We start from the raw sequence: 25,629 nt of genomic DNA on the forward strand, positions 1-25,629 counted from the left end.
AACAGAAGGGCGCGCAAATACCGGGGAGGACGTGATGGCGTCATTTGGAAGGTTCATTCGCCTGGCGTTCGGCGTTTGCACGCTGCTTCTCTTGGCGATGGCGGCGCCTGCGAGTGCTCAGCAGGTCAATCCGACTGCAAGCTCGGTCAAGGAGCAGCAGCTTCTGCAGGAGCTGAACCGGATTCAAGGGCGTGTCAGCATTCCGGATCAGCGGTCCGGCGTTCTCGAGCAGCCGCAGGGGCGGGAATGGCGGGAATTCCGCATGGTGACGCTGCCCTGGATCGGCGGCGTTGCCATCATCGGCATGATCGCCCTGATCATGATCTTCTATCTCACCCGCGGCATGGTTCGGCTGGAAAGCGGCCACTCGGGCCGCACCATCGTGCGCTTCAACGGTTTCGAACGTTTCGTGCACTGGATGACGGCAACCTGCTTCATCATCCTGGCGATCTCCGGCCTCAACGTCACCTTTGGCCGGCAACTGCTATTGCCGCTGATCGGTTTCGAGGCCTTTTCCGAATGGTCGCAATGGGCCAAATACGCCCACAATTATCTGAGCTTCCCGTTCACGCTGGGGGTCGTGCTGATCTTCCTGATGTGGATCGGCGGCAATATCCCCAATAAGGTGGATATCGAATGGGCCAAGCGGGGTGGCGGCCTGATCGGGCATGACCATCCACCGGCCAATCGCTTCAATGGCGGCCAGAAGATGATCTACTGGATCGTCGTGATCGGTGGTGGGCTCGTCGCGGCGAGCGGCTATGCGCTGATGTTCCCGTTCTACGGCACGGGTATCGAAAGCATGCAGATGGCCCAGATCGTCCACTCCATTGTGGCGGTCCTGTTCGTCGCGGCGATGATCGGGCACATCTATATCGGCACCATCGGCATGGAAGGTGCGTTCGCGGCCATGGGCTCGGGCGAAGTCGACGTCAACTGGGCGCGCGAGCACCACAGCCTCTGGCTCGACGAGCAGATGGCGCGAACGGGACCGAACGACGGGCAGCGGCAACCCGCGACCGCAGCGGCCGAATAAAGCGGACCTGCCGGCCTACCGCGGCTCTTTCGCAAACAAGACGGAGCGGTCCTGCAGCTCCTGCTCGGGAAGCTTGTCGGCTTGGCCCGTCTGCATGTCTTGAATGGACGCCATGCCGGGCTGACCGAAGTGAGGTACTGCATGCGGCCTGAACACGCTATTGGCCGCACCGGCGAGAAGCATGGCTGCGATTAGCGAGAGCATGAGGAGTTTCATGCGCGTCTCCGTCTGCCATCTCCACCCGGCACGATGAATACATCGGGATCGTCGAATCGGATGTGAGCGGCTTCACAGCAACGGGTTCCAGTTGCGTGGGTCGAGCTCCCCCTGACGACCGTCAACTTCGGCGTCAAACTGGATATCTGCTTGCCAATGCGAGCGCCCATCCCGCATCGGCGCGGTGATCCCGCTGACGCGGAATTCCTCCATCAGGCCCGCCATTTGGCTCGCATTCCGTCGGCTCGTCAGGGGGCAGACCGAAACTGGTCCGGCTCTTGCTCTTGCCAGTATGAGAAATTTTGATAAACGTCATACTGTAAGGGCGAGCGAATGGAACGAGCAGCGATGCGGACTTTGCGGGCGGTCGAGCCCGGAACGGTGGCGCTGCTTGGCGGGCTCGTCGCCGCCAACATCGCCGCATGGGCCTGGGCCTTCACGCTGTTCGGCGACCGGCCGACGGTGATGGCGACGGCCTTGCTGGCCTGGGTGTTCGGCCTGCGTCATGCCGTCGATGCCGATCACATTGCCGCGATCGACAACGTCGTGCGCAAGCTGATGCACGGCGCCGAGACGCCGCGCAGCGTCGGCCTCTATTTCGCGCTCGGCCATTCCACCGTCGTCGTGGTGGCGACCATGCTGCTGGCACTGGGCGTCGTGAGCCTCGGCGGCGACAGCCTGCTCAAGGAGATCGGCGGTCTCATCGGCACCTCAGTCTCGGCCCTGTTCCTGCTTGCGGTTGCCGCGATCAACCTCGTCATTTTCGTCGGCCTGTGGCGGACGTTTCGCGCGGCGCGGGAGCAGGGCGTTCACGATGCTGCGCAACTCGATGCGCTGCTTGCCAGCCGCGGTATTCTGGCCCGGCTGCTCGGCCCGATGTTCCGCCTGGTGACGAAGCCCTGGCACATGTACCCGCTCGGCTTCCTGTTCGGCCTCGGCTTCGACACCGCGACGGAGATCAGCCTGCTCAGCATCTCCGCCAGCGAAGCCGCGCGCGGCGCCTCGCTCGCCGATGTGCTGGTTTTCCCCGCGCTGTTCGCCGCAGGCATGGCGCTGGTCGACACTGCCGATTCCGCGCTGATGGTGAGCGCCTATCGCTGGGCCTTCGTCGATCCCTTGCGCAAGCTCTGGTACAATCTCACGATCACCGGCGCCTCCGTCGCGGTTGCACTGTTCATCGGCGGGATCGAAGCGCTCGGCCTGATCGGCGAGCGGCTCGGTCTCTCCGGCGGCGCATGGGTGCTGGTCGAGGACCTCAACGAGTCGCTTGCCAATGTCGGCTTTGTCGTGATCGCGCTGTTTGCGGTCGCATGGCTCGTCTCGGTCGTGCTCTATCGCCGCATGTTCGGGAACGAGCCTCGCCGCGCCGGCACGAAAGTTTTGGAATGCACCGATGCGACCGAGGCGGCCTGAGCACGGTCGTCGCGGCGGCGCTTTGACGGCACTCTCGGTCCTGGCGCTGCTCGCGGATGACGGCCGCGCCCTCGCACAGAGCAATGACACCTCACGCGAACTGCCGCCGGTCGAGGTCAGTGGCGGCGCCACGCCCGGGCGCAAGATGACGGCCGCATCGCGCCGTGCCGCCAGATCGCCCGCGGCCGGCCGCCGGATCTTCGTGTCTTCCGCGACGGCGCAGGCGTCGGATCCGCGCAGTGCCGGCTCGGGTGCAAGGGCCGCAGCCGGCATGGCCAGCGAGATCACTGTCTCCGGCGACGAGATCAACGCGCGCCCTTTCACACGGCCGGGCGAGGCGCTCGAAGCCGTGCCCGGTCTGATCGTGACGCAGCATTCCGGCGAGGGCAAAGCCAACCAGTATTTCCTGCGCGGGTACAATCTCGACCACGGCACCGATCTGGCGATCATCGTCGACGGCGTCCCCGTCAACATGCGCACCCACGCGCATGGTCAGGGCTATGCCGATCTCAACTGGCTGATCCCGGAAACCATCGCCGCAATGGACGTGCGCAAGGGACCTTACTTCGCCGACGAAGGCGACTTCGCCTCGGTCGGAAGCGTTCACATCGGCCTGATCGACAGCACAAGGCGGCTGGCGCAGGTGAGCGCCGGCAGCTTCGGTTACCGCCGTCTGCTCGGCATGGATTCCGCGAAAGTTGGCGACGGTTCGCTGCTGGTGGCTGGCGAGATCGGTACCTACGACGGCCCGTGGGACAATCCGGACAAATTGCGAAAGCTCAACGGCCTCGTGCGCTACAGCCAGGGCACCGCGACCGACGGCATGTCGCTCACCGGCATGGCCTACGTCAACAAATGGAATGCGACCGACCAGGTGCCGCAGCGCGCCATCACCAGCGGCCTGCTCGGCCGTTATGGTTCGGAAGATCCGAGCGACGGTGGTCATGCCAACCGCTTTGCGCTGTCCGGGCGCATCGCGCAGACCGACGACATCGGTTCATGGAAGGCCAACGCCTATCTGGTGAAGAGCCAGCTCGACCTCTTCAATAATTTCACTTACTTCCTTGACGATCCCGTGCTCGGCGACCAGTTCCACCAGCACGACGACCGCTTGATGGCGGGCGCCAATGTCTCGCGCACGCTGGACGGCTCCTTTGCCGGCCTGCCGATGCAGACCACCTTCGGTCTGCAATCGCGCTATGATGCGATCGACCTCGCGCTCACCAATACGTTCCGGCGCGGCTTCATCGGCAATATCCGCAGCGACAAGGTCGGCGAGGGCAGCGTCGGGGTCTATGCCGAGAACACGGTGCGCTGGACCGACTGGCTCAGGACGACGTTGGGCTGGCGGGGCGATTATTACGCCGCCGACGTCACCTCTCTGTTCAACGCCGCAAATTCCGGTCGCGCCGATGCCGCGCTCGGCAGCCCGAAATTCAGGATGGTGCTTGGGCCGTTCAATCATACGGAATTCTTCCTCGGCGCCGGCTACGGCATGCACTCGAACGATGCCCGCGGTGCGACCACGACAGAGGATCCCACCGATCCCGCGACAAGGCTCACGCCGTCGCCGCTCCTGGTGCGCACCAGAGGCGCGGAGGTCGGGGTTCGTAGCAGGATCGTTCCCGGCCTCGAGAGCTCTCTCAGCCTCTTCATCCTGGACCAGGATTCCGAGATCCTGTTCTCCGGCGATGCCGGCGATACCTCGGCAACCCGCGCCAGCCGCCGCTACGGCTTCGAGTGGACCAACCATTACCGGCCGCGGTCCTGGATCGACATCGATGTGGATCTTGCAATGACGCATGCGCGCTTCCGCGGCCATGACGGCGAGCAGGCCGCGGTCTATGCCTCGCTCGCCGGCTATCCCGAGGCGCAAATCGGCAATGCGCCCGGCAACTACATTCCCAATGCCCCGGCGATGGTGGCATCGGCCGGAATAACGCTCGGCGAGAAGACCGGCTGGTTCGGCAGCGCGCGCTGGCGCTATATCGGCGCGAGCCCGTTGACCGAGAACAATGCGTTCCGCTCGCGGCCGACCGGCCTCGCCAACGCGCGGCTCGGCTACCGCAGCGAGAACGGCTGGCGCATCCAGTTCGACGTGCTCAACCTGTTCAACAGCAAGGCGAACCAGATCACCTATGCCTATGGCTCGCTGTTGAAGACCGATACGCTCTACAATCTCTGCGCCGCCAATGCCGCACCGGCCGCAGTCTGCGGGAACGGCGTGATGGACTATGTGCTGCACCCGGTCGAGCCGATGGCGTTTCGGGTCACTGTGGCCGGAATGTTTTAGGCCTGTTGCGCGAGCACACTGGGCTAGCCTGTCAAAGGATTTGCCTTCACGGTTGCTCGGACATCGTCAGGCGGCCGCGTGCTGGAGGGCGCGTCCTGCGCGCGGCGATGGCCGGCACGAGCGTGGGCGATTCCCCGGCGAGACGGAGCGCAAAATAGGCGATGGTCGCTTGAAGGCCGTCCTTCAATGCCACCCTCGGACGCCATCCCAGGATCTTCTCGGCGGCGTCGATCACAGGCTTGCGCCGCCTGGGATCGTCCTTCGGCAGGGGCTCGAAGCGCAGCGGGGACGCAGATTCGGTGCATGCCAGCACCTCACGGGCGATGGCCTCGATCGTGACCTCGTGCGGATTGCCGAGATTGCACGGACCGCTGACCGAGGCGGGGCTCTCCATCAGGAGCTGAAGCCCCCGCACGAGATCGTCAACGAAGCAGAAGCTGCGGGTTTGCGTGCCCTGGCCGTAGATCGTGATCGGCTCGCCACGCAACGCCTGCACGATGAAGTTGGAGACGACGCGGCCGTCATTCTCGAGCATGCGCGGGCCGTAGGTGTTGAAGATGCGCGCGACCTTGATCTCCGTCCCGTGCATCCGCCGATAGTCGAACATCAGCGTCTCCGCGGCCCGCTTGCCTTCGTCGTAACAGGCCCGCGGCCCGACGGGATTGACGTTGCCGAGATAGGATTCCGGCTGCGGATGCACCTCCGGGTCGCCGTAGACCTCGCTGGTGGAGGCCTGAAGAATCCGGGAGCCCTTCTGCCGCGCCAGTTCGAGCAGGTTGATCGAGCCGAGCACGCATGTCTTCATCGTTCCGACCGGATCGACTTGATAATGGCGGGGCGAGGCTGGGCAGGCGAGGCTGTAGATCCGGTCGATCTCGCCCTCGATCTCGATGGAATCGCGTACGTCATGCTCGATGAAGCGGAAGTTCGGATGGTTGAGCAGGGGCCGGATGTTGTCGGTGGTTCCCGTGAACAAATTGTCCAGGCAGATCACCATGCTGCCGCGTTGCAGGAGCGCGTCGCAGAGATGCGATCCGATGAAGCCGGCGCCGCCGGCGACCAGGACCGTCGGCGAGCGGCGGGACGCGTGGATGCGGGTCTGGAGCGTCATGACGTGGCCTTTCAGAGTTGGGCGACCTGCATGGGGCGAACGACGGGGAGTGGCGCCGTCTTGCGGCGGCGCCGCGCGGCTGCCTCGGCGTAATAGGTCTCCAGCTGCCGCGCGCGATGGTCGGGGGTGTGGTCGGCGAGCACCCGCCGCCGCGCGTTGTGGGCGATCGTGCGCCGTTGCTCGTCCGGCATGTCGCGCAGGATCTCGACAACCTCGCGCGGGCTGGCTGCCAGCAGGATTTCCTTCGAGGGCGCGAAGATCGTCTCGATCCCGGGCCACCGGTCCGAGATCACGGGCGTGCCGCAGGCCGCCGCCTCGAACAGCCGGACGCTCGGGGAGAAGCCCAGCGCCTTCATGTCGGCGCGGGTGGCGTTCAGCGTGAAACGCTGCGCCGCGTAGAACTCCGGGTGCTGCTTCGGCGAGAGGTGCTCGATCCGCGTAACGTTGGCGGGCCACGCGATATTGTCCGGATATTGCGCGCCGGCGACGACGAATTGATCGCTCGGCAGCGTGCGCGCCGGTGCCAGCAGCAGCTCCTCGAGAACGGGCTGCCGGTCCTCGCTGTAGGTCCCGAGATAGCCGAGCGCCCATTTCGGCGGCGCCTGCTTCGGCGCGTAGATCTCCGCGTCTGCGCTGCAGTAAAGCACACGCGCGAGCGGACTGCCGTAGCTCTGCTCGATCATGCCGGGCACCGGTCCGCCGGTGAAGGACAGATAGAGATCGAAGCGCGGGATCATTGCCGCCGAGAGATAGGCGAGGCCTTGCTCCAGCCGCGCCAGAGTGACCGGCGTGTCGATGTCGTAGAACGCGGTGATGCCCCTCGCGTGCGTCGTAGTCCATTCGGCGAGGGCGATGCCGTCGGGAACATAAGAGCCGATGATCACCAGATCGGCATCGCGGATCAGCTTGCCGAACTGGCGCGGAACATCTTTCGAAGAATGGTACAATTCGACAGTCCAGGCAGAGGGCTTGGTCAGGTCGCGGTGATCCCGATACCAGGGCACGTCCCGCTCCAGGAACGTGACGCGGTGACCTCGTCGCGCCAGCGCTTCGATCAGGGCGCGGTAGGTCGTGGCATGACCGTTGCCCCAGGACGAAGTGACCGAAAGACCGATGACGACGATGGAGAGGTTCATTCTGCTGCCTCGATTCGGGAGCTGTGGGCGACGAAGAGATCGTTGAACTGGCGGGCGCGCTGCCGGTAAGTGTGCTGGCTGAGGATGCGTGCGCGGGCGCGGCGGGCGATAGACCGGGCCCGCTCGGGATCGAGCGCGGTGAGGTGCTCGGCCACCTCGGCTCCGTCGGCGGCCACCAGCACCTCGCGGCCGGGTTCGAGGAAATGATCGATGCCGGCCCACTCGTCGGTGATCAGGCAGGCGCCGGCGCCGATCGCTTCGAACACCCGCGTCGGCGGTGAGAAGCCATAGCGCGCCATGCTGTCGCGATTGACGTTGAGCGTGGCGAGCGCCGAGCCGAAGAACGCGTTGTGATCGGCGGTGCCGACATGGCCGACCTTTCGCAGATTGGCGGAGGCGTCCTTGTCGTCCCAGCCGGAGCCGCCGAGCACGAAGGACTTTTCGGGCAGATGGCGTGCAACGTCGAGGAAGAAATGCTCGACGCGCCTCTCACGGTCGGGCAGGCGGTTCGCCAGCAGGCTGAGATCGCAGGCAAAGCGCGGATTGGGCGGCGACGGAAAATGCGTGGCCGGATCGAGCGCGTTGTAGATCGGCACGCAGTCCCGCGCGCCCACCGATCGATACGCGGAGACGACGGGCTCGCCGCCGCCATAGGTCAGGACCATGTCGTAGTATGGGATCGCGCGACGCAGATGATGCTGCGGATCGCTTTCCATCGCCTCGAGCGTGGCGGGAGCATCGACGTCCCAATAGATCCGCGTCAGCCGCGAGGGCAGCGCGGCGACGGCGTTCTCCAGCTCGAGATCAAAGACGCCGACGCCGCTGGCCTTGACCAGCATGTCGGCCGATTGTGCGGCTGTGTCGAGCGAGCTGCGCCAGCCGTCGGCGGTCGCGGGATACACGACCACTTTGGCCCAATCCGGCTCGTCGATGTCGCGATGCGACTGGCGGTCGAAGGCGTCGGGTTCGTAGAAGGTGACCTCGTGGCCGAGCGCCGCGATCTCCTTCAGCATGCCACGGTAGTAGGTGGCAGCGCCGTTCCAGTAGGACGAGACGAGGCTGGATCCGAAGAAGCAGATCTTCATGCAACGGCTCCGATGTCGTGCTGAGGCCGTGCCGAACGGCTGGAATCCCTGAGGTCGGTGACGATGTCGATGAGCTGCTCGGCGCGGTGGCGGCAGGTATGACGATCCCGGATGACCTTCAGTCCGGTCTCCACCATCGCGGCAGAGAATTCCGGATCGTCGATGATGATACGAAGCGCATGCTTCATCTGCGCGCCGTCGGCAACGCTGAGATAGGCGCCCTCGGGGAACAGGCCTTCCTCATCCGACCAGGGTGCCGAGACCAGGGGAATGCCGCAGGCCAGCGCCTCGAACACGCGGATGGTCGGGATGCCCGGCAGCAGGGCGACGTAAGGCCCGCGCGGCACATGGATGGTCGCGCGCGCGCTAGCGAACGCGACGGGGGCCCAGTGCGCCGGCAGCCAGCCGCCATAGCGGATGCCTGCGCTCCTGATGGTGCGGAGCGCATCATCCGAATAGCGCACGCCATGGACGCTGGCGCGGAGCTTCATCTCCGCCACGGGCTCGACCAGGAACTCGTTCAGCTCGGCGCTGCGCTCGCCGTCGCCCCAATTGCCGATCCAGACCAGATCGTCGGTCCGCTCGACCTGGGGCAACGGGTGATACAGCGCAACGTCCGCTGCCTCGTGCCATGTGAAGACCCGGTCCGCCCAGCCGAGCTTCAGATAGATCTGCCGAAGCACCTCGCCGAAGGCGAGCACGCCGTCGAATCCGTCGAGATCGAATTGCGCAAGCTCGTCGGGCGCGCTGACCGCACGGTGATGGGTATCGTGAAAGAGCAGGGTGAAGGACCCGCCTTGCACCCGCCTGCGCCCGATCTGCGCGATGAGATCCGGCGAATTCCATTCATGCACGATGACGAGATCCGCGCCATCAAGCGCCCGCTCGAGATCGAGGCTGGTGTCGTAGCGGCGGATGTCGATGCCGGGGAAGAGGGCGGGAATGTCCTCCATCGCATGACTCCCTCCTTCGCGAATGGCGTTCAGGCGGCTCCAGCCGTCGATGGGCTCGAACACGACCACCTCGTGCCCAAGCGCATGGAGCTCGCGTGCATAGCCTCGCAGGAAATGCGCGTTGCCGTTGTTCCAGCAGGAGGTGAAGGCATGATAGAACAGGACGCATTTCATGCGCGCACCTCGATTTGGCTGGCCGCGGCGCTCGTCCGGCGCGATGCGATCAGATCCTGGTAGAGACCGAGATAGGCGCTCGTCATGCGCGTCAGCGAATAGGTCAGGGATTGCTCATAGGCGGCGCGCTGCAGCTTTGCGCGGCCGATATCGTCAGCGCAAAGCTCTGCCAGGGCCCGATGCAGCGCGCCGCTGTCGGCGGGATCGACGAACAAGGCTGCACCGCGCCACAATTCCCGGAACGTCGGGATGTCGGAGAGGACCAGCGCGCAGCCAGCTGCGGCGGCTTCCAGCACCGAGAGACCGAACGGTTCATAGAGCGCGGGGCTGACGAAGATCGCTGCATGCTGCAGGCGCGTCTCCAGCGCCGCGTGCGGCAGCTCTCCGAGCCAGGTGATACCCGCTGGCAGGCGTGCTTCGATAGGACCGGCCACCTCGACCGGCCAATCCAGCCCAGGCGCGGCGGCGGCGAGCGCTTCGATGTTCTTGGCTCGGTCCCACAGCCGTCCTGCCGCGAAAATCAGGTCCTGCTTTCGCCCAGACGGGGCGCGTGGCGAAATTCCGTTCCAGATCACCGCGCCGCGCGATCGCGACTGGTAGATCGCCGTGATGTCGTCGTGGAAGGCCCGGCTCGGACAGACCCAGGCCTGCGCCGCGTCGAGCGCGGCGGCGACCCGCTCGCTGTAGCGGCGCCATTTGGGCTCGCCAAGCCAGGCCGTATCGTGGCAGGCGAGTGCCCACGAATTTACGCAGGAATGCGCCACCAGCACTGTCGGGGCCTGCCAGGCAAAGGTCGCCTCGCGGAAGCTGTTGAGATGCACAACGTCGGGCATCAATCTGGCTTCCAGGTCTGCAAGCACGCGCCTTGCGTCGGAAACGTTTTGGCCCTCCGGGTCCTGCCATTCGAGTGCGAGGTCCGTCTCGATCAGGTGAACGCTAGTCTCGTGCAGCATCTGGCGCTGATCGACGCGCGCCCGCGGGCCCAGCGTCACCAGCGTGACGTCGGCCCCGGACGCAGCGAGACTTGTGGCGAGGGCGCAGGAATAGGTCCACACGCCGCCAACCGTGTCGGTCGTCATCATGATCCTGATGTCGGCGCCACGGTTCATGAGGCCACCTGGAGTTCGAGGCTGTCGAGTGGCACCGGGCGACCGTTCTGCACGTCGCTGAACTGGTCGAACATCGCGAGATAGTGCCGGTGTGCGCGCTCCCAGGCGACGTCGTCGGGCTCGCCCCAGAGCTTGCGGTAGTCGGGAGAGCCGGGATAGGGGTAGAGCGGCACGGGATCGTTGGCCCAGACGCCGGCATCCTGCATGGTGCGGCGCCAGCGCTGCACCACGGGATCGTCGTCCTCGGGCACCTCGATCAAATTGGCCTGCACGAAGGGGACGTGGCGGCGAGCTTCGACCAGCCGGTCGGCGAGCTGATCCGTCGTCATCTTGCAATTCTTGGCGAGGGCCGCGCGCCCTTCCACGGTGAGGCTCTCGATGCCGGCTTCGATCGAGACGCAGCCGGCGCGCCCGAGCAGGGCGAGCATGTCGGGCTTCCAGAGATCGATCCGTGTCTGCACGCCGAACTTCAGCCCGCGTGTCGTCAAGCCCTCGAGGAGCTCGCGATTGGGAAGGAAGATCTCGTCGATGAAGTAGACGTACTCGATGCCGTGACGGCGCAGACGATCAATCTCGTCGAGAATGACGGCAGGCGGCCGCTTGCGATAGGCGTTGCGGAAATTCTCCTTGGCGCAGAACGTGCAATTGTACGGACAGCCGCGCGAGGCCTCCACCTCGGCGCCCGGCGCAATCGGCTCGGCCTCGAAACGATGATGATGGTGGTGGTGACGCCGGATCATATCCTCCGGCCAGTCGAGCGCGGGCTGGTCGCTGAACGCGACCGCCTGGGGCGCGCCATTGACCCGGAGCGAAGCACCGTCGGCGAAGCACAGGCCGGGAAAGTCTCGCTCGCCATTGGCGAGACGCAGCAGGGACGCCTCGCACTCGCCCATCACGACGATATCGACGCCAAGCTTCCTCAGGGCGGTCTTCGGCGTACTCGAACCATGCGGGCCGACCGCGATCAGGGTCGGCGCAAGGTCCCGCACCGCGATGGCGAGTTGCTGCGGCACGCGCAGCTCGGGCGGCGCGCAGCGCCAGAACAGATAGGTCGGTGCGGTGGTGAAGACGATCTGGTCGGGATCAAAGGCGCGCAGCTCGGCCTCGATCTCAGCGAGGGAGAGATCGAACATATGCGCATCGAGCAGCAACGTGTCGTGGCCGGCCGCCTTCAGATAGTGCTCGGAGATGCCGAGCTCGAGCGGCAGGTGAGGCGAGCGGCAGCCGAAATAGATGCTGCCCGAAAAATCCCAGTTCGGATTGATGAGGGCGACCCGCGTCATGCCAGGGCCTCGCTTCTATTCTGTGATCCGAAGCGGCTGTCGAGCCAGGTGTGGAGCGAGCGCAGGCCATCGGCGAGAGGCATTTGCGGCGTCCAGCCGAGCGCGGTGGCGAGCGCCCGCGTGTCGGTCACGTACCAGGGCTGATCGCCCGGTCGCCAGTCCGCAAAGCGATAGCTGACCTTGCGGCCCGTCAGCTCGGTGATGCGGTCGATCAACTCGAGCAGGCTGATCGCATTCGCAGGACCGCCGCCGAGATTGAAGACGCGCCCGCGCGCCAGCGCGATGTGGTCGAGCGCCGCGAGCCAGGCGCTCACCGCGTCCGACACGTGCAGCGCGTCGCGGACCTGCTTGCCGTCACCATAGATCGTCAGCGGATTGCCGCTTATGGCGCTGAGCAGGAAGTGTGCGATCCAGCCCTGGTCCTCGGTGCCGAATTGCCGCGGCCCGTAGATGCAGCTCATGCGCATCACCACGGTCTGCAGCCCGAACACCCGGGCATAGTCGTGGACGTATTGATCGGCGGTGCCCTTTGAGCATCCATAGGGACTGTAGAAGTCCAACGGCGCGTTCTCCGAAATGCCGCCAGCGAGCAGATCATTGACCGGCATGTAGCGGCGGCCGGCGAGCGTGATCTCGCTGTCCTCGATCAGGCGCCCGTAGACCTTGTTGGTCGAGGCGAAGATCACCGGGGCCGAGGCGTTGTGCAGGCGGACGGCTTCCAGCACATTCAGCGTGCCACGGGCGTTGATCTCGAAATCGGCCGAGGGATCGCTGACGCTGTCGGTGACGGCGACCTGGGCCGCGAGGTGCAGCACGGCGCGTGCCTCGCGCACGGCGTCGATCACCGGAATGGGGTCGCGGATATCGGCCACCGTGATCGCGACGCGGTCGCCATGCCGGGATTTCAGCCATTGCGCGTTCTCGCGCACGCCGGCGCGGGCGAGATTGTCCAGCACCAGCACGCGGTCGCCGCGTTCGGCGAGACGGTCGGCGAGATTGCAGCCGATGAAGCCGCAGCCGCCGGTGACCAGGACGGGTCTGTTGTCTTGTTCACTCATCACGCGACCAACCCTCGTTGCAGCAGCTCACGGGTCGCCCGCTCCGCCTGATCGTCGGCGATCTGGTCGGCGAGGTACCCGGCGAGCTCTTCGAGCCCGTCCTTGAACGCGACATGCGGCTCGAAGCCGAGCAGGTCGCGTGATTTGCCGATGTCGGCGAAGCAGTGCCGGATGTCGCCAGCACGGTATTTCCGTGTGATCTCGGCAGCGATCTCACACCGTCCCATCACCTGGGCAAGATCCTCGGCTACCGACAGAATGGTGCGGCTCTGGCCCGAGCCGACGTTGAAGACGTCCTGGGCGTGGTCGGATTCGAGCGCCATGCGGCAGGCGCGGGCGACATCGTGCACGTGGACGAAGTCGCGCCGCTGCAGGCCGTCTTCGAAGACGAGCGGCGGCCGGCCATTGAGCAGCCGCGCGGCGAAGATGGCCAGCACCCCGGTATAGGGATTCGACAGCGCTTGCCGCGGACCGAACACGTTGAAGAAGCGCAAGCCGACCGTCGGAATGCCGTAGGCCTTGCCCGTGATCAGGCACATCCGCTCCTGCGCATATTTGTTCAGCGCGTAGATCGAGCTCAAAGACGGCTGCTTGGTCTCAGGCGTAGGCACGGGATCGAGCGCATGGCCTGCATGATCCCGCAGTTCCCACTCTCCTTGGCGAAGCTGCCCGATCGGTCGTTCGTCGCAAGCCACGACGTTGCCGACGGCATCACGATACAGGCCCTCGCCGTAGATGCTCATCGAGGACGCCACCACCAGCCGTGCGACCGGTCGCTTCGCCAGCGCCTGCAGCAGCACGGCGGTGCCGAGCTCGTTCGTCCTGACATAGGGCTCGATGTCGTACATGCTCTGGCCGACGCCGACGGCGGAGGCGAGATGCAGGACCATGTCGGCGCCGCGCAAGGCCTGTTCGACGGCGACGCTGTCCGTGACGTCGCCGACCACGAGCTCGGCATCGTCCGCGAGATAAGCGGGCCGCTGACGGTTGCCGCCATGGACCTGCGGAGAGAGATTGTCGAGAAGGCGGACCTCATAGCCAGCCGCAAGCAGCACGTCGGCCGTATGCGAACCGATGAATCCCGCGCCTCCGGTAATCAATACTCGCGTCATTCACCGCTCCGTGCCGCATGGGACCGATCCGTTCGGACCAGCCGATGATGAGAGTTGAAGCGCGCCTTTGCTTGGTCGGGCGACCTGCGCGCCAGTCACGTCTGGGAGTTAGAAGCGGTGCAAGGAATGTTCGTTCCTGCGAAACCTACAAACGAAAATTTCTCTAACCTGGATCAATAACCCAAGTGAATCCCAGCTAGAATCCCGGCTAGAAATGCGCGCCATGAAGTGGCGCCGGCAGGTCGAGATGTCTTGCAACCGTCGCGCCGATATCGGCAAAGCCGGCGCGTCGGCCGATCGGAGCCGTTGACTGCGCGGTCCACGCCAGGATCGGGACCTGCTCGCGCGTATGATCGGTGCCGCTCCAGGTCGGATCGCAGCCATGATCGGCGGTGATGATGAGGAGATCGTCGCTTCGCAGCCGGCTCAGCAGCTCGGGGAGGCGGGCGTCGAAAGCTTCGAGCGCCGCTGCGTAGCCGGCGACGTCGCGGCGGTGGCCGTAGAGCGTGTCGAAATCGATGAAGTTGGCGAACAAAAGCCCGCCTTCTGCAAGGCCTCCAAGCCCATCGAGCGTGGCATCGAACAGCGCTGCATTGCCGTCGCCGCGCAGGTTTCTCCCGGTGCCGCGATGAGCGAAGATGTCGTCGATCTTGCCGATCGTGACGATGTCGCGGCCGGCAGTTTCCGCAAGGTCGAGGATGGTTCGCTCGGGCGGCGGAACCGAGAAATCGCGCCGGTGCGAGCTGCGCTTGAAATTGCCTGCGTCCGTTCCGACGAACGGACGCGCGATGACGCGGCCGATGTTCAGGGGATCGACCAGCCGTCTCGCGATCGTGCAAACGTCGTAAAGCCGCTCAAGCCCGAACGTCTCCTCGTGCGCCGCGATCTGGAACACGCTGTCGGCCGAGGTGTAGCAGATCGGCTCGCCGCTGCGCATGTGGCGCTCGCCGAATTCGGCGATGATGTCGGTGCCGGAGGCGTGGCAGTTGCCGAGGATGCCGGGCAGTCCGGCTTGTTCGCACAGCTTTGTTACGAGATCGCGCGGGAAGCAGGGCTGGATCTTTGGAAAATAGCCCCAGTCGAACGCGACAGGCACGCCGGCGATCTCCCAATGGCCGGATGGCGTGTCCTTGCCCCTCGATATCTCGCTGGCGCATCCATGGCGCGCACCCTGAACCCGGCCGTCGAGCCCGGGCGGGACGCGCCCCGTCGCAAGGCGGCAGGCCTCGCCGAGGCCGAGCACCACGAGATTTGGCAGGCACAGCGGCCCCTCCCGCTGCGGACTATTGGCACGCCCGGCCATGCATGCATCCGCAATGTGGCCGATGGTGTCGGCACCTTCGTCGCCGTAATTGGCGGCGTCGGGCGCGGCGCCGATTCCGACGGAATCCATCACCAGGATCAGGGCACGCATGTCGGCTCCCTGATCGGCGGGGAGACGCCACTAGAGGAGGCGAGACCGGTCTTCGTGCAATAGCGCTCGACCATCTGCGCGCAGAAATCGGCGAACTCGTTCACGTCGAGCGGCGGGCTGGTGTGATGCGGTTCGAGACCGCGGTGCTCCGGCGTGAAGCAGAACGTCACAGTGATCTCGAACTCGGCCAGCGCATCCATCTGGCGGTCGAACCAGTCCAGTGCGTTGGGGCGGAAGCTGTCGGCCCATGACAGGCCGGTCCGCAAGTGCCGCACGCCGAACCGTCGCATCCAGCGCACGGCATCATCGAGACGATGGTCCTCGAAATGAAACCACTGGCAGAGGCCCATGTCGGCGGCGTATTGGCCGAACAGCTCCGCCGCGGCTTTCGGCGTTCCATCCTCGCGCAGCAGGCCCATGTGGAAATGCCGGTAATAGGAGGACCCCTCGGCCTCCTTGTGCCGCGTGGTCGCCTCCCAGGCCGAAGGGAGATCATAGAGGCTGTACCAGTGGATGCGCGGCGCGCGGCCGATCAGAAGGTCGGCGGTGCGCGACAGGCCCCAGGCCTGCACCTCCTCGGCGCCGAAGGAGGAGACGCCGACCTCGGTCACCCAGACCGGGAGCGAGGTAACAGCCCTGATCTCCTCGATCTTGGCCGGCCATTCTCCGATCTGCCATAAATTCCAGTCGAGCGGAAAGCCGTGCACGGCGACGGCGTCGACGTGATCGAGCACGCCACGCGCCTGCATGCTGCGCATGAAGGACGGGTCGATCGGCGAAATGCCGCCGAGCACGCGCGGCAAGGTCGGATGCGCGCTGCGGATGGCCTTGCCGGCCGCGAGCGCCAGGTTGGCAAACATCGCCCAGTCCGGGTCGATCAGGAGGTCCCAATGCGACTTGTTGTTGGGCTCGTTCCAGATCTTGGCCGCCTCGATCATCGGCTCGCCTCCCGTGACGGATAAACCGGCCCGTCGACCTGCGGCCGCGTCGTGCGCTTGCACAGATAGACCTCCTCTTCCGGATGGGCCGCGATGGCAAAGCCGGCGCTGCGCAGCATGGCCTCGACGCAGGCGCGATTGGGCACCCACCAATTGGTGGGGTCGTCGGCATATTTGTGCTCGATGAAGTGCAGCTTCGGGTAGCCGGAGGAATCGAACTGATCGGTAGTCCAGAAGTCGTAATTCTTCTCGATCGCATCGACCCGGCTGTCGCCGCGCAGCATCGACTGAAACAGGAGGAGATCGCCGGCGACGTGCTCATGGATCAGGTCCAGCGCCAGCAGCGGGTGTCGCAGATGGTAGAGCACGCCCATGAAGATCACGAGGTCGAACTTTTCGCGCAGCTGCCCGACATCATAGGCCGACATCTTGCGGAATTCGATCCTGAGCCCGTTCACCTCGGCCGCGAAGCGGGCCTGGGCCAGATATTCTTCGTCGGTGTCGAGGCCGAGCACGCGTTCGGCGCCGCGCCGCTTCATCTCCATGGCGTAAAAGCCGGCATTGCAGCCGATATCGAGAACGGTCTTGCCTTCGAGCCGGTCCGGAATGATGCCGGAGAAGCGCTGCCACTTCACATTGGGGTAGTCGCCGAGAAAGTGCGACGGCGCTGTCGGCACGCCCTTGAGGTCGAGATTGTGAAACCATGGCCCCAGCGCATCGACGCGCTGGCGGATTTCCTCGCGGGAGAGGGCGCCTCTGGTCATGCAATCGCTCCGTTATTCATTGAGACCGGCCGGGCCCCGTCCGATGAGGCGCGGGTCCGCGACTTGGAACGGCCCTCGACGCCCTCGGCGAGCAGGGCCATTGCCGTGCGATAGCCGTCGATGGTGCCGACATCGACGTAGGATTCGCCGGCCTTGACCCCGATGCCGTTGCCGCCGGCCGAAAGGTAGGCATTGACCAGCGTCCCGAAATATTCGTCGCGGCGTTCGCGTGCGTGCCACAGCGCCTGGAGCTGGCGGAAGCCGTGGGCCGACATCTTGAAAGCACCCCAGATCCAGCGCGAGGCTGCATTCGGCTGCTTGACCTGGATCTCCGTCACCTGCTCGCCGTCCAGCACCACCGCATCGAAGAATTCGGGGTGCTCGACCGGGAACAGCAGGAACGAGAGGTCTGCCTCGGGCAGGGATTGCAGGGCCGCCTTGGGAAACCACACCGTGTCGGGCAAGCCGACCATGACGTCTTCGTGCCGCCCGACGACGGTGCTTGCCCTGAACACCGCGTCGCACAGGCCGGAGGCTTCGGGCTGCACCACATAGGCGAGCTCGGCGCTGCCGTAATGGTCGCCGAAATATTCGAGGATGTCGGACTTGCCGGGCGAGATCACGAAGCAGATCTTGTCGGCGCCGCCGAGGATGAGGCGCTCCAGCAGATATTCGGAGACGGCGCAGGGACGATCGGTACCGTCGTCGCGCCGGCTGCCGACCGGCAGCAATTCCTTCGAGAAGGCGAGCGGCTGAATACGGCTGCCGCGGCCCGCGGCCGGAACGATGCCCCACATGATCAGGCCTCCTCGATTTGTTGCCGGCTGACCCGGCTCGACGCAATCTGCTCGAGCATCGAGATCAGTTCACGCGCCCGCTTGTCGGATGTGTGCTGGTCCATGGTGCGCTCATAGGCGCGCAGGGCCATGCGCCTGAGCTCGGCATCCGGCATCGCGAGTGCGGCAAGCGCGTCGTGCTCGTCGCGTGCGATCAGGATCTCTTCTCCGGGCGCGAAGAAGTCCGCTATTCCGGGCCAGTCGTCGCTCAGCAGCGGGGCACCGCAGGCCGCGGCCTCGAACAGCCGGCCGGACGGGCACCAGCCCATCTCCGCCATGGCCCGGCGGGTGACGTTGAGGGTCAGCCGCGATGAGGCAAAGAACGGCGCGTGCTCGGACGGCGGCAGGTGCCGCACGAAATAAATGTTGGGCGACCATGGGAAATCGTCCGGGTACTGCGCGCCGCCGATCAGGAAGCGGAGATCCTGGCGCGCCCGCGCGGGCGCGACGAAAAGCGCCTCGAGCGTGCGCTGGCGGTCTTCGGAGTAGGTGCCGAGATAGGACAAATCGGCGCGATAATGCGGCTGCGGCGTAACCGGATGGTGGATGTCTGTGTCGACATGCCCATAAAGCGGCAGGGTGTCGCGCGCGCCGAGCCTGGTGCGGAATTCGTCCGCAACGTGAGGCCCTCCGGTGAAGCTGAGCACCAGCGCGAAGTCCCGCAGGCCGCGCGGGCCGATATAGGGGACAGCCTCGCCGGCGATGAGCCTTGCCAGCGTAACCGGAGTATCGAGGTCGTAGAACACGGGAACGGCACGATCCTCAGCGAGAATCAGCTCGGTCGCGGCGATCGCATCGGGGCAATAGGAGGTCACGATCGCGACGTCGGCATCACGGATTTCGGCGCTTGCCGCCTGCCGCACGTCGTCCCAGTTCGCGAACAGCCGGAGCGCGCCACCCGGCAGCTCGTAGAGATCCCGGGCACCGGCATAATAGGGCACGTCGCGCTCGAAGAAGACGACGCTGTGTCCCGAACGCGCGAGATGCTTGCAGAGGCCGCGCCACAGGGTGGCGTGACCGTTGCCCCAGGAAGACGAGATTGTCAGGCCGAAGATGATGATCTTCACGCCGTCACCCGTTGGTTGATCCTGGTGATCTTCATGCCGCTTCTGTCGGCGCGGAGCGTGCTGATGCTGGCCGGATCGATCTCGATCGAAAGAAACTGGTCGAGCGGCGTGCGCGAATAGTGCAGCAGCGCGGCGCGGATCGGCTCGGCGTGGCTGACGAGGACGACGGCGTCGAGATTGCGGTCGCCGCGCAGCTGCTCCAGATGAGCGACCATGCGGTTCTGAAGCGACCGCATGCTCTCGCCGCCGGGCGGGCGGCTGGTGCCGCGTCGCCCATTCCAGCGCGACCATCGGGGATCCGGCGCCAGCTCGTCGAACGATCGCCCGGTCCATTCGCCATAATCGAGTTCGTCGAGGGCAGGAACGATCTCGACCGGCAGCCTGAAATGCGCCGCGAGGATGCATGCCGACTGCATACAGCGCCGTTGCGGGCTGGACTGAATGAGCGATGGCCGCGGCGCGATGGTGCCGGCACAGCGCGCCATTTCCTCACAGCCGAGATCGTCGAGCGCGACGCCTTTCATCCGGCCGCACAGGATGCGGCCGAGCAGGGCGTGATGACCGTGCCGGACGAGATGGATGATCCCAGCCATCACGCAAACGCCTTGTCGTCGATGAAGGCGCGTGTCCGCCGTCCGGCCTCCTCGTCGGTGAACTGCTGCGGCGGCGATTTCATGAAATAGCTCGAAGGGCCGGTCAGCGCTCCGGCCTGGCCGCGGTCCATGGCGAGCTTGGCACAGCGCACCGCGTCGATCACGACGCCCGCCGAATTCGGGGAGTCCCAGACCTCGAGCTTGACCTCGGCGCTCAGGGGAACGCCGCCAAAGGTCGTTCCCTCCAGGCGGATGAAGGCGAGCTTGCGATCGGTGAGCCACGGCACGTGGTCGCTCGGTCCGACATGGATGTTGTCGGGGTCCATGGGGACGTCGAACTGGCTGGTCACGGCCTGGGTCTTGGAGATCTTCTTCGAGGCCAGCCGCTCCCGTTCGAGCATGTTCTTGAAATCGGTATTGCCGCCGACATTGAGCTGGTAGGTGCGGTCGAGCCGCACGCCGCGCTCGCGGAACAGGTTGGCGAGCACGCGATGCAGGATGGTGGCACCAACCTGGCTCTTGATGTCGTCGCCGACGATCGGCAGGCCCGCTTCCTCGAAGCGGCGCTGCCACTCCGGATTGGAGGCGATGAAGACCGGAATGCAATTGACGTAGCCGCAGCCGGCCTCGATGGCGCGCGCCGCATACCATTCGCTGGCGCGCTGCGAGCCGACCGGAAGATAGGAGACCAGAACGTCGGTGCGGGACATCGCCAGCACTTCGGACACGTCGGCCTCCGGCACGTTCGCAATTGGAACGTCGTCGGTGAGATAATGCCCGATGCCGTCCAGGACCGGTCCGCGTTGCACGATGACGCCTGTCGGCGCGACGTCGGAGAAACGGTGCGTGTTGTTGGGCGAGGCGAAGATCGCATCGGCGACGTCGCGGCCGACCTTGTTGGCGTTGACGTCGAACGCCGAAGCGATCTGGATATCGCTGATATGGTAACCGCCGAGGTCTGCATTCATCAGTCCCGGGACCGGCTCGTTCGACTTGGCGTTCCGGTAGTAGGTGAGGCCCTGGACGAAGGAGCTCGCGCAATTGCCGACGCCGACGAGTCCGACGCGCACGCGGCGCCTGTGTTGGAGACGAGAATGCATGGAATGAAGCCCTCCGGAAGCATGCGGCGTCGGTGCAAGAGTCGGTGTAAGTACGTCGGCGAACGTGTGGAAGGTATGTTCGTTCCTGGGAAGGAGATGCGAGCGGCACGCCGTGGGCCGATTCATCGCGACAAAATGCGACGCGCTTAACATGGGATAAAGTCCCGTACCGCCAGCTCGGAACGAACGACTTTCATGATGAAGATGAAGAAGATGATGCTCGCCTCACGCGGACCGTTTCGTATCTGCCGCGAAGAACCAATCACTGCGGCCCGCGTTTGTCGGCCAATGGTTCGATGCGGTGCGGGCGTTCATCGCCCGCCTAGTGAACGAGGTGTGACATGACATCCAAGGCACAGAACAGCGAAGCCCACGAGACCACCGATCACAACGTCATCCAGAAATGGGCCGAAGAACGCGGCGGGAAGCCGGCGACCGTGAAGGCGACGGAGGAGGGTGGCCACGCCGGAATCCTGCGTATTGATTTCGATCCGCCGGATGAAGCGTTGGATCGCATCAGCTGGGACGCGTTCTTCGAGAAGTTCGATGAAGCCGGCATCGCGTTCCTGCATCAGGATCGAACCAAGGACGGCAAGCTCAGTCGATTCCACAAGTTCGTGCGACATTAGCGACCGCGCGACATGGCGGGCGGCTGGGCGGAAGCGATCAGGGCGGGCGATTTTGGGCGCGCCTGGCGGATCAACGATCGAGATTTGCTGGAGATCGCGCATCCGCCGAAGCACACTGGCCCGCGTCACCTCCAGCGGATCTGGCGCGGCGAGGAGCTGAGGGATAAGCACGTGCTGGTGCGCTGCTATCACGGACTCGGCGACACCATCCAGTTCCTGCGCTTCATGAAGCCGCTTCGCGCGATTGCGCGCAGCGTCACCCTGTGGTGTCAACCCGAGCTGCTGCCGATGGTCGAGGGCGCAGCGGGCGTCGATCGCGCCATTCCGCTGCATGATGGTGCGCCCGAGAGCGCTTTCGAGGTCGACATCGAGATCATGGAGGTGCCGCACGCTATCAGAGCGCGCCGCGATCAGGTCGAGATGCGCGTTCCCTACCTGATGCTCCCTCCTGTTGCCGTACAACCGCTTCGGCTGCAAAGTCTGGCCGTCGGCCTGGTCTGGAAAGTCGGTGAGTGGGACAAGCGGCGGGAGGTTCCGGCCGTCTTGCTGCGCAATCTCGCTGGATCCGGCGTGACGCTCCATTCGCTTCAGCGCGGGACGAGCACCGAAGAGCTCGCGACGATCGGGGCACGGGACATCAGCACGCCTGATATCGTCGCTCTCGGCCATCGCCTGCGGCAGCTCGATCTCGTCATCTGTGTCGACACCATGGTGGCACACCTTGCGGGCGCGCTGGGATGCGAGGCCTGGGTCTTGCTGCATGCCGATTGCGACTGGCGCTGGCCCCAATCCGGTGCGCGTTCGTTCTGGTACCCGAGCCTGCGGCTGTTTCATCAAACACGGCCGGGCGATTGGGTCGATGTCATCGCCGACGCCCGCAACGCGCTACGGGTGCGGCTCGAAGGAGGTCGAACGACCGCGGCGATGTGATTTCCAGACGTTCTTTCCAAGACATTGATGAGGAACGAGCGCCGCCCACGCGCTTTGGTGCAACGCCCTCGCAATGGAAAGACGCTCATGCAAAGTTCCGACGCCGGTGTGTCGACTGCCAGCCTGTCGCAGGTGACCGACGATATCTGGATCGTGAACGACAAGCCGATCAACGCCGCCGGCCTGCAACTGCCCGTGCGGATGACTGTCATCCGCCTGTCGAACGGCGACCTCGTGCTGCATTCGCCGGTGAGATATTCGCCGGCTTTGCGCGAAGAGCTGGAGCGGCTGGGCACGATCAGATACCTGCTGGCGCCGAATATTGCGCACTGGATGTTCCTGCCAGAATGGCAAAGGCAGCTGCCGCAGGCCGCGATCTTTGCTGCGCGCGGCCTTGCGGCGCGCAGGCAGGTGCGGGCGGCCGGCCTCCGCGTCGATCGCGAGCTTGGAGACACGACGCCGGAGGAATGGGCCGCCGACCTCGAAACGGTGTCGGTGAATGCTCCGATGTTCTCGGAGGTCGAGCTGTTCGACAGGCGGAGCCGGACGCTGGTTCTGACGGATATCGTGCAGAACCTCGATCCCCACCACCTCAGCGCCTCGAATACAGCCGCGGCGAGCCTGCTCGGCATTGCCAAGCCGGACGGGAAGGCCCCGGTCTATCTGCGGCTGCTGCTCCGCCTCGGCGGCCGTTCGGCGCGGGCTGCGGGCGAGCGGCTCGTGAAGCTGACTCCGGAGCGGGTGATCTTTGCGCATGGCGACTGGTTCGAAACACAGGGAACGGCACGCCTGCGGCGATCCCTGCGCTGGCTGCTTCCCGCGGACGTCTCGGGACGCGAGCACGGGCAGATGGTCGGCACGCGCGTCGTCATCACCGGCGCCTCCAGTGGAATCGGCCGCGCCGCGGCGCTGGCCTTTGCCCGCGAGGGCGCAAGCGTGGTCCTCGCCGCACGCCGCGGCGAGGTCTTGATGCGGCTTGCTGCGGATTGTGAGGCGCTCGGAGGCCGGGCCCTGCCCGTGCCGACCGACGTCACTGACGCGGAGGCGGTGCAGCGTCTGGCCGGTGAGGCGGATGAGGCCTTCGGCGGCATCGACGTCTGGATCAACAACGCCGGCACGGGCGTGTTCGGGGCCTATCAGGATGCAGACATCGCGCTTCATCGCCGGACCATCGAGGTCAATCTGCTCGGCACCATGCATGGCGCGTTCGCGGTGCTTCCGATCTTCCTTCGCCAGAACCGCGGTGTCCTGATCAACAACATTTCGCTTGGCGGCTGGGCGCCGACGCCCTTTGCCGCAGCCTATACCGCCAGCAAGTTCGGCCTTCGCGGCTTCACCGCAAGCTTGCGTCAGGAGCTCCGGGCTCATCCCGGCATTCACGTCTGTGGCGTTTTTCCGTCCATGGTCGATACGCCGGGCTTCGTTCACGGCGCCAACGTCTCCGGACGAAGGCTCGATCCTGGTCCGCTGCTTTATCAATCCGAAGATGTAGCCCAGACCCTCCTGCGCCTCGTCCGCGCGCCTCGTGACGAGATGGCCGTGGGGTGGCCGGCGCGCGCCGGGCAACTGGCCTATGCGGTTGCTCCTGAGATCACCGAGAATGTCATCGGAGCCGCATTCCGCTGGCTGCTGTCGCGCGCGCGTCCAGCAGCAAGGAACGAAGGGACCTTGCTCGAAGCGGGTCCGCAGGGCACGTCCGTCGACGGCGGCTGGCTGGTGCGGAAGCAGGTTCCGCCGGCCGCTGTGCTCAGCAAGGGGCTCGTGGTGCTCGGGATCGCTGCCGGCCTGGCATTCGCGGCATCGAGGGCGGGCCGTTCCAGACCCCGCGCGAGGACGCGGCGGCGGCGCGCGTGAGTCCGCGGCAATCTCGCGCCGAGGACCGACGGCGATGCCCGCCCGCCGGACCGCAGATGGCTCCGGCGCCGGAACGAAGCCCTGAGACCGCGCGTTCCTGCGGGAACACCCGAGGACCAGACGTTGCCGCGCTATCATTTTGATTTGGTGGATTCTGAAACCGTAGCCGACGAGGGAGGTGCCGATTTGCCGGACGACATCAAGGCTCTGGATGTCGCCGAAGAGATTGCGCGGCGCCTGCTCGAGGAGCGTCCCGAGCTTAAGGGCCGCCACTTCTCGATCCTCGTCACGAACGAGGATGGTGAGGAAATCGGCCGGATGCCGCTGGATGTAGTGCACTGAAGCCGTGATCTGACATGACGTTCATGATTGGGGTGATCGCCGACACGCATGGACTGCTGAGGCCCGAGGCGAAGCGCTGCCTCGCCGGCGTCTCGCACATCATCCACGCCGGCGACATCGGCGCCCAGGCGGTGATGGACGGGCTTTGCCGCATCGCACCCGTCACCGCGATCAGGGGAAATGTCGACCGGGGCACGTGGGCTGAACGCTTTCCCGAAACACAAACGCTGCGCCTCGGCGGCCGCAGCTTCCACGTCCTGCACGACCTCAACGAGCTGACGATCGATCCTGCCGAGCTCGGGATCGATGTCGTGGTCTCAGGGCATTCCCACCGCGCGCGGATCGAAACCGTCAACGGCGTGCTCTATCTGAATCCAGGCAGCGCAGGGAAGCGCCGCTTCAAGCTGCCGATTACGCTGGCAACGATGGAACTGCACTCCGGCGGGCCGCTGCGGCCGGTCATTCACGATCTCGACACGCCAGCAGGCCTCCGCTGCTAGTGCGTCTTCGATTTCTGCCACCGCTCCAGATCCAGCGGCGGCCGTTCCGGATCGATCTGTTCCTTCTCGGGATTGCCTTGCCAAGGCTTATCCGTCTGCCGGTGCGTCGGCATATCGGTCTTCCGGCGCGGATCGTCGAGCGGTGTCTCTCGCGGATCGGTTTCAGGTTCAGTCGCCTTTGGCATGTGTTTCCCCGTCGAGAGTTTCCCTGTCGAGCTCGCAGGATGGGCTGCGGCAGCACCCTCTGATCAACCCGGGACGCAGCGCGGTGTTCCCTGTCTCGCGCTGCGGCGATCGGCGCAGGAACGACCCCTGCGACAACTCATTGTTCTATTTCGACATTGCGAACCATCGACACAGGAGCAGCACATGTCAAAGATGCCTCCAGTCCCCGAAGAACAGCGGAGCAACAAGGGACCCGGTTCCGATCCGGCCGTCGAGCCGACAGAACGGGAGCCGGGCCGCGAGAATTTCGATACCCAGGGCCGCCACGGCAACATCAAGCAGAACACGACCAACCAGGGCTACCAGCAGGATCGATGATGCTCGACCTCAACAGATGCACCAAGAGACAGTCGATGAGCAGGACAGGTCTGGTGCTGCTCGCCGTGCTGGCGACCGCCTCCGCCGGAGTGGCATTCGGGCAGGGAGGTGGCGGCGGCGGGGGAGGGAGCGCCGGTGGC

At 65.3% G+C, this 25,629-nt stretch carries 27 protein-coding genes; 9 read left to right on the forward strand and 18 right to left on the reverse strand.

Annotated features, from left to right (window positions below; translation table 11 throughout):
- The first annotated feature begins 34 nt into the window (after positions 1-34).
- Positions 35-1,036: a formate dehydrogenase subunit gamma gene (locus tag I6F20_RS29265; protein ID WP_036023646.1), complete on the forward strand. Its 1,002-nt coding sequence runs from the start codon at positions 35-37 to the stop codon at positions 1,034-1,036.
- Positions 1,037-1,051: 15 nt separating this feature from the next.
- On the opposite strand, the gene I6F20_RS29270 is transcribed toward I6F20_RS29265, so the two are convergent.
- Both I6F20_RS29270 and I6F20_RS29275 read right to left on the reverse strand, forming a co-directional pair.
- Complete coding sequence (locus I6F20_RS29270; protein WP_225128977.1) at positions 1,052-1,252, reverse strand: hypothetical protein; 201 nt, start codon at positions 1,250-1,252, stop codon at positions 1,052-1,054.
- Between the two features lie 72 nt (positions 1,253-1,324).
- Positions 1,325-1,477, reverse strand: a complete 153-nt coding sequence (locus I6F20_RS29275) for a hypothetical protein (RefSeq protein ID WP_156447252.1) — start codon at positions 1,475-1,477, stop codon at positions 1,325-1,327.
- Positions 1,478-1,585: 108 nt separating this feature from the next.
- On the opposite strand from I6F20_RS29275, the gene I6F20_RS29280 reads away from it, so the two are divergent.
- Complete coding sequence (locus I6F20_RS29280) at positions 1,586-2,665, forward strand: HoxN/HupN/NixA family nickel/cobalt transporter (protein WP_225128978.1); 1,080 nt, start codon at positions 1,586-1,588, stop codon at positions 2,663-2,665.
- Complete coding sequence (locus I6F20_RS29285) at positions 2,646-4,958, forward strand: TonB-dependent receptor (protein ID WP_225128979.1); 2,313 nt, start codon at positions 2,646-2,648, stop codon at positions 4,956-4,958. The genes I6F20_RS29280 and I6F20_RS29285 overlap by 20 nt, the downstream gene beginning before the upstream one ends.
- Positions 4,959-5,004: 46 nt before the next feature.
- Here I6F20_RS29285 and I6F20_RS29290 read toward each other — a convergent pair whose 3' ends face one another.
- From I6F20_RS29290 to I6F20_RS29360, 15 genes are all read right to left on the reverse strand, one after another.
- Positions 5,005-6,069 (reverse strand): UDP-glucuronic acid decarboxylase family protein, encoded by a 1,065-nt coding sequence (locus tag I6F20_RS29290; protein WP_225128980.1) that lies wholly within the window; start codon positions 6,067-6,069, stop codon positions 5,005-5,007.
- A gap of 11 nt (positions 6,070-6,080) precedes the next feature.
- A complete protein-coding gene (locus I6F20_RS29295) occupies positions 6,081-7,205 on the reverse strand; it encodes a CgeB family protein (RefSeq protein WP_225128981.1) in 1,125 nt (374 codons plus the stop codon).
- Positions 7,202-8,290 (reverse strand): CgeB family protein, encoded by a 1,089-nt coding sequence (locus I6F20_RS29300; protein WP_225128982.1) that lies wholly within the window; start codon positions 8,288-8,290, stop codon positions 7,202-7,204. Before I6F20_RS29300 ends, I6F20_RS29295 begins: the two co-directional genes overlap by 4 nt.
- A complete protein-coding gene (locus I6F20_RS29305) occupies positions 8,287-9,417 on the reverse strand; it encodes a CgeB family protein (RefSeq protein ID WP_225128983.1) in 1,131 nt (376 codons plus the stop codon). The genes I6F20_RS29300 and I6F20_RS29305 overlap by 4 nt, the downstream gene beginning before the upstream one ends.
- Positions 9,414-10,526 (reverse strand): glycosyltransferase family 4 protein, encoded by a 1,113-nt coding sequence (locus I6F20_RS29310; RefSeq protein WP_225128984.1) that lies wholly within the window; start codon positions 10,524-10,526, stop codon positions 9,414-9,416. The genes I6F20_RS29305 and I6F20_RS29310 overlap by 4 nt, the downstream gene beginning before the upstream one ends.
- A complete protein-coding gene (locus I6F20_RS29315) occupies positions 10,523-11,809 on the reverse strand; it encodes a TIGR04295 family B12-binding domain-containing radical SAM protein (RefSeq protein WP_225128985.1) in 1,287 nt (428 codons plus the stop codon). Before I6F20_RS29315 ends, I6F20_RS29310 begins: the two co-directional genes overlap by 4 nt.
- Positions 11,806-12,867 (reverse strand): SDR family NAD(P)-dependent oxidoreductase, encoded by a 1,062-nt coding sequence (locus tag I6F20_RS29320; RefSeq protein WP_225128987.1) that lies wholly within the window; start codon positions 12,865-12,867, stop codon positions 11,806-11,808. Before I6F20_RS29320 ends, I6F20_RS29315 begins: the two co-directional genes overlap by 4 nt.
- Positions 12,867-13,979, reverse strand: coding sequence for an NAD-dependent epimerase/dehydratase family protein (locus I6F20_RS29325; protein WP_036023669.1), 1,113 nt, complete (start codon positions 13,977-13,979; stop codon positions 12,867-12,869). Before I6F20_RS29325 ends, I6F20_RS29320 begins: the two co-directional genes overlap by 1 nt.
- Positions 13,980-14,187: 208 nt before the next feature.
- Positions 14,188-15,393 (reverse strand): phosphopentomutase, encoded by a 1,206-nt coding sequence (locus I6F20_RS29330; protein ID WP_225128989.1) that lies wholly within the window; start codon positions 15,391-15,393, stop codon positions 14,188-14,190.
- Positions 15,381-16,331 carry a glycoside hydrolase 5 family protein gene (locus I6F20_RS29335; RefSeq protein WP_225128991.1) on the reverse strand — a complete coding sequence of 317 codons (951 nt, stop codon included), beginning with the start codon at positions 16,329-16,331 and terminating at the stop codon, positions 15,381-15,383. The genes I6F20_RS29330 and I6F20_RS29335 overlap by 13 nt, the downstream gene beginning before the upstream one ends.
- A complete protein-coding gene (locus I6F20_RS29340; RefSeq protein ID WP_074448197.1) occupies positions 16,328-17,095 on the reverse strand; it encodes a TIGR04290 family methyltransferase in 768 nt (255 codons plus the stop codon). Before I6F20_RS29340 ends, I6F20_RS29335 begins: the two co-directional genes overlap by 4 nt.
- Positions 17,092-17,892 carry a nucleotidyltransferase family protein gene (locus I6F20_RS29345; RefSeq protein WP_109144243.1) on the reverse strand — a complete coding sequence of 267 codons (801 nt, stop codon included), beginning with the start codon at positions 17,890-17,892 and terminating at the stop codon, positions 17,092-17,094. Before I6F20_RS29345 ends, I6F20_RS29340 begins: the two co-directional genes overlap by 4 nt.
- Before the next feature lie 2 nt (positions 17,893-17,894).
- Positions 17,895-18,998 carry a CgeB family protein gene (locus I6F20_RS29350; RefSeq protein ID WP_225128993.1) on the reverse strand — a complete coding sequence of 368 codons (1,104 nt, stop codon included), beginning with the start codon at positions 18,996-18,998 and terminating at the stop codon, positions 17,895-17,897.
- Positions 18,995-19,591, reverse strand: a complete 597-nt coding sequence (locus I6F20_RS29355) for a histidine phosphatase family protein (protein ID WP_109144241.1) — start codon at positions 19,589-19,591, stop codon at positions 18,995-18,997. Before I6F20_RS29355 ends, I6F20_RS29350 begins: the two co-directional genes overlap by 4 nt.
- Positions 19,591-20,691, reverse strand: coding sequence for an inositol-3-phosphate synthase (locus tag I6F20_RS29360; RefSeq protein WP_225128995.1), 1,101 nt, complete (start codon positions 20,689-20,691; stop codon positions 19,591-19,593). Before I6F20_RS29360 ends, I6F20_RS29355 begins: the two co-directional genes overlap by 1 nt.
- 341 nt (positions 20,692-21,032) lie before the next feature.
- Between I6F20_RS29360 and I6F20_RS29365 the strand changes: the two genes are divergently transcribed.
- The 5 genes from I6F20_RS29365 (at position 21,033) to I6F20_RS29385 (ending at position 24,946) form a co-directional block, all read left to right on the forward strand.
- Entirely contained in the window at positions 21,033-21,320 is a 288-nt protein-coding gene (locus I6F20_RS29365; RefSeq protein WP_057029924.1) for a hypothetical protein, read from the forward strand.
- Between the two features lie 12 nt (positions 21,321-21,332).
- Complete coding sequence (locus tag I6F20_RS29370) at positions 21,333-22,250, forward strand: glycosyltransferase family protein (RefSeq protein WP_225128996.1); 918 nt, start codon at positions 21,333-21,335, stop codon at positions 22,248-22,250.
- Positions 22,251-22,337: 87 nt separating this feature from the next.
- On the forward strand, positions 22,338-24,104 hold the full coding sequence (locus I6F20_RS29375) for an SDR family oxidoreductase (protein WP_225128998.1): 1,767 nt from the start codon (positions 22,338-22,340) through the stop codon (positions 24,102-24,104).
- Between the two features lie 123 nt (positions 24,105-24,227).
- A complete protein-coding gene (locus I6F20_RS29380; RefSeq protein WP_057029921.1) occupies positions 24,228-24,446 on the forward strand; it encodes a DUF6894 family protein in 219 nt (72 codons plus the stop codon).
- Between the two features lie 14 nt (positions 24,447-24,460).
- Positions 24,461-24,946 carry a metallophosphoesterase family protein gene (locus I6F20_RS29385; protein WP_109144237.1) on the forward strand — a complete coding sequence of 162 codons (486 nt, stop codon included), beginning with the start codon at positions 24,461-24,463 and terminating at the stop codon, positions 24,944-24,946.
- On the opposite strand, the gene I6F20_RS29390 is transcribed toward I6F20_RS29385, so the two are convergent.
- The gene (locus I6F20_RS29390) at positions 24,943-25,131 is read right to left on the reverse strand and encodes a hypothetical protein (RefSeq protein ID WP_036005037.1); all 189 of its coding nucleotides are present in this window, start codon (positions 25,129-25,131) and stop codon (positions 24,943-24,945) included. The genes I6F20_RS29385 and I6F20_RS29390 overlap by 4 nt on opposite strands.
- A gap of 184 nt (positions 25,132-25,315) precedes the next feature.
- On the opposite strand from I6F20_RS29390, the gene I6F20_RS29395 reads away from it, so the two are divergent.
- On the forward strand, positions 25,316-25,489 hold the full coding sequence (locus tag I6F20_RS29395; protein ID WP_192893250.1) for a hypothetical protein: 174 nt from the start codon (positions 25,316-25,318) through the stop codon (positions 25,487-25,489).
- Positions 25,490-25,629 lie beyond the last annotated feature (140 nt).

The sequence above is a fragment of the Bradyrhizobium sp. IC3123 genome, from assembly GCF_020193625.1.
Lineage (GTDB): Bacteria > Pseudomonadota > Alphaproteobacteria > Rhizobiales > Xanthobacteraceae > Bradyrhizobium > Bradyrhizobium yuanmingense.

Excerpts from the sequence above, each read along its gene's own strand:
- I6F20_RS29265 (WP_036023646.1), top strand. The coding sequence starts at position 35 with ATGGCGTCATTTGGAAGGTTCATTCGCCTGGCGTTCGGCGTTTGCACG.
- I6F20_RS29270 (WP_225128977.1), bottom strand. The coding sequence starts at position 1,252 with ATGAAACTCCTCATGCTCTCGCTAATCGCAGCCATGCTTCTCGCCGGT.
- I6F20_RS29275 (WP_156447252.1), bottom strand. The coding sequence starts at position 1,477 with ATGGCGGGCCTGATGGAGGAATTCCGCGTCAGCGGGATCACCGCGCCG.
- I6F20_RS29280 (WP_225128978.1), top strand. The coding sequence starts at position 1,586 with ATGGAACGAGCAGCGATGCGGACTTTGCGGGCGGTCGAGCCCGGAACG.
- I6F20_RS29285 (WP_225128979.1), top strand. The coding sequence starts at position 2,646 with ATGCGACCGAGGCGGCCTGAGCACGGTCGTCGCGGCGGCGCTTTGACG.
- I6F20_RS29290 (WP_225128980.1), bottom strand. The coding sequence starts at position 6,069 with ATGACGCTCCAGACCCGCATCCACGCGTCCCGCCGCTCGCCGACGGTC.
- I6F20_RS29295 (WP_225128981.1), bottom strand. The coding sequence starts at position 7,205 with ATGAACCTCTCCATCGTCGTCATCGGTCTTTCGGTCACTTCGTCCTGG.
- I6F20_RS29300 (WP_225128982.1), bottom strand. The coding sequence starts at position 8,290 with ATGAAGATCTGCTTCTTCGGATCCAGCCTCGTCTCGTCCTACTGGAAC.
- I6F20_RS29305 (WP_225128983.1), bottom strand. The coding sequence starts at position 9,417 with ATGAAATGCGTCCTGTTCTATCATGCCTTCACCTCCTGCTGGAACAAC.
- I6F20_RS29310 (WP_225128984.1), bottom strand. The coding sequence starts at position 10,526 with ATGAACCGTGGCGCCGACATCAGGATCATGATGACGACCGACACGGTT.
- I6F20_RS29315 (WP_225128985.1), bottom strand. The coding sequence starts at position 11,809 with ATGACGCGGGTCGCCCTCATCAATCCGAACTGGGATTTTTCGGGCAGC.
- I6F20_RS29320 (WP_225128987.1), bottom strand. The coding sequence starts at position 12,867 with ATGAGTGAACAAGACAACAGACCCGTCCTGGTCACCGGCGGCTGCGGC.
- I6F20_RS29325 (WP_036023669.1), bottom strand. The coding sequence starts at position 13,979 with ATGACGCGAGTATTGATTACCGGAGGCGCGGGATTCATCGGTTCGCAT.
- I6F20_RS29330 (WP_225128989.1), bottom strand. The coding sequence starts at position 15,393 with ATGCGTGCCCTGATCCTGGTGATGGATTCCGTCGGAATCGGCGCCGCG.
- I6F20_RS29335 (WP_225128991.1), bottom strand. The coding sequence starts at position 16,331 with ATGATCGAGGCGGCCAAGATCTGGAACGAGCCCAACAACAAGTCGCAT.
- I6F20_RS29340 (WP_074448197.1), bottom strand. The coding sequence starts at position 17,095 with ATGACCAGAGGCGCCCTCTCCCGCGAGGAAATCCGCCAGCGCGTCGAT.
- I6F20_RS29345 (WP_109144243.1), bottom strand. The coding sequence starts at position 17,892 with ATGTGGGGCATCGTTCCGGCCGCGGGCCGCGGCAGCCGTATTCAGCCG.
- I6F20_RS29355 (WP_109144241.1), bottom strand. The coding sequence starts at position 19,591 with ATGGCTGGGATCATCCATCTCGTCCGGCACGGTCATCACGCCCTGCTC.
- I6F20_RS29360 (WP_225128995.1), bottom strand. The coding sequence starts at position 20,691 with ATGCATTCTCGTCTCCAACACAGGCGCCGCGTGCGCGTCGGACTCGTC.
- I6F20_RS29365 (WP_057029924.1), top strand. The coding sequence starts at position 21,033 with ATGACATCCAAGGCACAGAACAGCGAAGCCCACGAGACCACCGATCAC.
- I6F20_RS29370 (WP_225128996.1), top strand. The coding sequence starts at position 21,333 with ATGGCGGGCGGCTGGGCGGAAGCGATCAGGGCGGGCGATTTTGGGCGC.
- I6F20_RS29375 (WP_225128998.1), top strand. The coding sequence starts at position 22,338 with ATGCAAAGTTCCGACGCCGGTGTGTCGACTGCCAGCCTGTCGCAGGTG.
- I6F20_RS29385 (WP_109144237.1), top strand. The coding sequence starts at position 24,461 with ATGACGTTCATGATTGGGGTGATCGCCGACACGCATGGACTGCTGAGG.
- I6F20_RS29390 (WP_036005037.1), bottom strand. The coding sequence starts at position 25,131 with ATGCCAAAGGCGACTGAACCTGAAACCGATCCGCGAGAGACACCGCTC.
- I6F20_RS29395 (WP_192893250.1), top strand. The coding sequence starts at position 25,316 with ATGTCAAAGATGCCTCCAGTCCCCGAAGAACAGCGGAGCAACAAGGGA.